The 4,067-nt window shown below is 35.2% G+C and carries 2 protein-coding genes; both read right to left on the bottom strand.

The genetic code is table 11. The features are described 5' to 3' along the window. Positions 1–62: 62 nt before the first annotated feature. A complete protein-coding gene (locus tag ABWO04_RS10250) occupies positions 63–332 on the bottom strand; it encodes a hypothetical protein (protein WP_353079613.1) in 270 nt (89 codons plus the stop codon). 2,745 nt (positions 333–3,077) lie between these two features. Further along, the gene (locus ABWO04_RS10245; RefSeq protein ID WP_353079612.1) at positions 3,078–3,212 is read right to left on the bottom strand and encodes a hypothetical protein; all 135 of its coding nucleotides are present in this window, start codon (positions 3,210–3,212) and stop codon (positions 3,078–3,080) included. Positions 3,213–4,067: the final 855 nt, after the last annotated feature.

The following is a 4,067-nucleotide window of genomic DNA, read 5'->3' as shown; positions in this document are numbered from 1 at the left end:
ATGAAATACTCACGAAGAACCTCTGACCTCAATCCACGCACAGAATTACTCGTACACACATTCTAAAAATCACTCGCAGAAACATTCGCACAGTCAGCACCTCCCATTCCACCTTGACCAACATCCGCAACTGCACCACCGCCCCAAGCACCGCCCACACCGTTGTCCACGCCATCCCCCACACCATTCACAACCTGTCCAACAGCCTCAGCATCATGACCACATTCACGCCTCCCAACAACTGCAGCAGCTCCAACTTCACCATTCACAACTCCATTCACAACAGCAGTTGGTAACCCAGCCCGGCGAGGAGAAGGGCTATGGTAGACCATACGTACTCTGTTGGCCAGTCGGTCAAATTGTAGGTCCAGTCTACCATAGTCCAACTCGTCATCCCTAACCACTTCATCTTCCCCAATGTCGATCAACTCCTCGGCGGGTTGGGCGTGATTATCAGGAGCAAGATTTTGGGCACCAAAAGCTCGGTTCCTGATAAGCACGTCGTCCCCTTCATTTCCACCCGCGATAAGCTGCTCACGAGACGCCAAATATCGAGCCCACCAAGGCCTTGCTTCCAGACCCTGGTAAACAGGAAGCCTGTTTCTCAGGTTCTGGCAGCACGGACGAAGTCTCTCCCTAAAAAGCACTGCCAAAAACCCCAGAACCACAATGACCAAAGCAACAAATCCTACAATTCCACCAATGAGGTGCACGTCGTGGTCGGGTGTTGGATCCGGAGGAAGGGGGCCGGGGGTGGGGGAAGGGCCCGGGGTTGGGGAGGGGCCGGGGGTTGGGGAGGGATCGGGTCCAACACACTCCCAGGTCATGCACCCGTACTTCGGACCTACCGAAAGAATTGGGCACAACGGAGGCAGTTCTGGGGTTTGGCAGTGCCAGATGTCAAACACTACGCAAGCCTTGACCAATCCAGAAATGAAATGCTCAATGCACTTCATTTTGAGCAAATGAATTTTTTTAGAATTTGAAAAAACTTTTGAAAGTAAACTCCGGAAAATCTGCATTTTGAAGTTAAAAATTGCTCAAAATTTAGTGCGTACAATTTAAAAGGCTGGCTAAGTGTTTGCATTACTGCCAAACTACTTTGTAACTAATAGCATTAGCAAAAACGTATTAATGTTAAGTTAAAAAATAAAGATTTGAAGATTTTTGACACAGCTCTAGTACTACTCCCTTTTCGGCTAATGATGAGTGTGGTGGTGGCTATTTATTAATTAGCCACAACCGCATCATCATTAGCCGGAAGAGGAGCAGTACTAGGGCTATACCAAAAACCACAAATCAATATTTTGGAAGCGCCGGGATTCGAACCCACGTGCTCTAGTTGTCCCAACGGACGCCTTAATCAACACGGCCACAACTGAATGTCGGTTAAAGGATAACATTTTTTGCGCTATTTATTCTAAAATTAATGTCTATGCTAATGTTATTACTAAGTTTTTTAATGGGATTTGAACCCATTCTTTACAAAATAAAAATAATGGGCTTAATATTAATTCTAATTTTAAGCGCAGAAATTGCATCACATTTTGTAAATCATTTTCAAAATTGTAAACCTTAAAATTATTCATTTTTAGAGCAATAACTTAGCTTATTTTGTTACAGGTAGGGCAGGTTGACATAAGTCATGTTGCCCAGTTTGAACGTAAATAAGCTTAATTATGTTAAATTGCAAATCTTAATTTTAAGGTCTCAATATTAAACCCAAAATTTATTTATTTTCAACGGGATTTGAACCCATTGTTTTAAGTAATTTGGCAGGACTAAATATAAACTTAATGGGCCCCAATAATAAGTAGACGGATATTTTTAATCTAAGGTAAGCTTGACAGATAGAGATAGAAATAACAGACAGGTAGGTAACAACAAAACAAAAACATTGGTTTGCACCTCGTTAACAGCGCAAGCATTCCCGGTGCAAACAAAAAATAACAATATATTTATTAATAAAATAAAATTTGTCTTCTTATTCTTGAAGATCTTCTAGCTTTGTAGCAGGGTAGTCCTGTCCTATTGCTGGGGATCCTTAAACGATTTGACTTAGCGACCTATGGGAGCCTCTAATCGCCGACCTAAGGGATCCATTATTTGCCGACCAAAGGGACCCTCAATGTAACGCCCGACTTACAACCTGAAAGAAAAAACAAAAAAACATTTTAAATATAACTTAGGGTTAAGATTAAAATTAGGATTAGGCTTAGGAAAATTACTTAAAACTCGGTTAAGGCTCTAAATTAGTATTAGGTTTACAATTAGGATTAGGCTTTGGATTAAGCTTAAGATTAGGCTTAGGATTAGGGTTAGGATTAGGCTTAGGATTAGGCTTAGGATTAGGCTAAAGCCGATACCGCTACAAATGCAATATTCAAAATTGTATTGTAAAGGAATAAATTAGATTGCTTGTTTTTAAATGCAATTTTAAGGCATTTCTACTTGTCCTATAGTAATAAAATTTACTTCGTTAGAACCACAAAAGCCTAATCTATTATTTGGTATCAAAATATTTATAAATTTTACATCATAAGTGTGTTTAAATTGCATTTAAAGACTAAGCAAAAAGCTAAAAATGAGGCGGATACGAATTCGGATTTAAATACAAAAGCTCATTTTTAATGAATTGTCTTTGAATGCAATTTAAAAATACTTCTACTAGTCCTATAGTAATAAAATTTACATTGTTAGAACCACAAAAGCCTAATCTATAATTTGGTATAAAAATATTTATAAATTTTACATCATAAGTGTGTTTAAATTGCATTTAAAGATTAAGCACAAAGGTAAAAATGAGCGCAGTTACAAATTCCGATTTAAATACAAATGCTCATTTTTTACCCTGGTCTTTAAATGCAATTTATAAATACTTCTACTTGTTTTCCTAAAGTAAAATTTACTTTGTTAGAACCACAAAAGCCTAATTTATATATTGGTATAAAAATATTTATAAATTTTACATCATAAGTTTGTTAAAATTGCATTTAAAGACTAAGCACAAAGGTAAAAATGAGCGCGGTTACAAATTCCGATTCAAAATACATATGCTCATTTTTTATCCCTTGTCATTAAATGCAATTTAAAAATACTTCTACTTGTCCTGTAGTAATAAAATTTACATCATCAGAACCACAAAAGCCTAATCTATAATTTGGTATAAAAATATTTATAAATTTTACATCATAAGTGTGTTTAAATTGCATTTAAAGACTAAGCACGAAGGTAAAAATGAGCGCGGTTACAAATTCCGATTCAAATACAAATGCTTATTTTTTTATCCCTTGTCATTAAATGCAATTTAAAAATACTTCTACTTATCCTATAGTAATAAAATTTACATCGTTAGAACCACAAAAGCCTAATCTATAATATGGTATAAAAATATTTATAAATTTTACATCATAAGTGTATTTAAATTGCATTTAAAGATATACAATTGGTTAAAAAATGAGCGCGATTATTTTGGCCTAGACCGAATAGAATTGGTGCCAGATTTTATAAAATGAATAAATTTTAAAATTCAATATAAAAATAATTTTACTATTACAATACTCATCTAATAGTTATAAAACTTACATCCACATAACCACACAATCCCTATCTATAATTGGGTATAAATTTTTTTATAAATTTTACATCATAAGTGTGTTTAAATTGCATGTGAAGCTAAGTAGGTGTAAAAATGAGGCCTCAAATGAGCGCGCTTCCTAAGCTTAGACCGAATAGCATAGTTGCCAATAGCAATTTTTAAATGCAATTTAAAAATACTTCTACTAATCCTATAGTAATAAAATTTACAACAACAGAACCACAAAAGCCTAATCTATAATTTGGTATAATTTTTTTTATAAATTTTACATCATAAGTGTATTTAAATTGCATTTAAAGCTGAGTAGGTGTAAAAATGAGGCCTCGAAATGAGCGCGGTTTCTAAGCCTAGACCGAATAGCATAATTGACAATAGCAATTTTTAAATGCAATTTAAAAATACTTCTACTAGTCCTATAATAATAAAATTTACATCAATAGAACCACAAAAGCCTAATCTATAATTTGGT

This window comes from Flavobacterium sp. (assembly GCF_040382755.1).
Taxonomy (GTDB): domain Bacteria; phylum Bacteroidota; class Bacteroidia; order Flavobacteriales; family Flavobacteriaceae; genus Flavobacterium.
The sequence above is the reverse complement of the archived record's forward strand: the minus strand, read 5'-3'. Positions and strand labels throughout refer to the sequence as shown.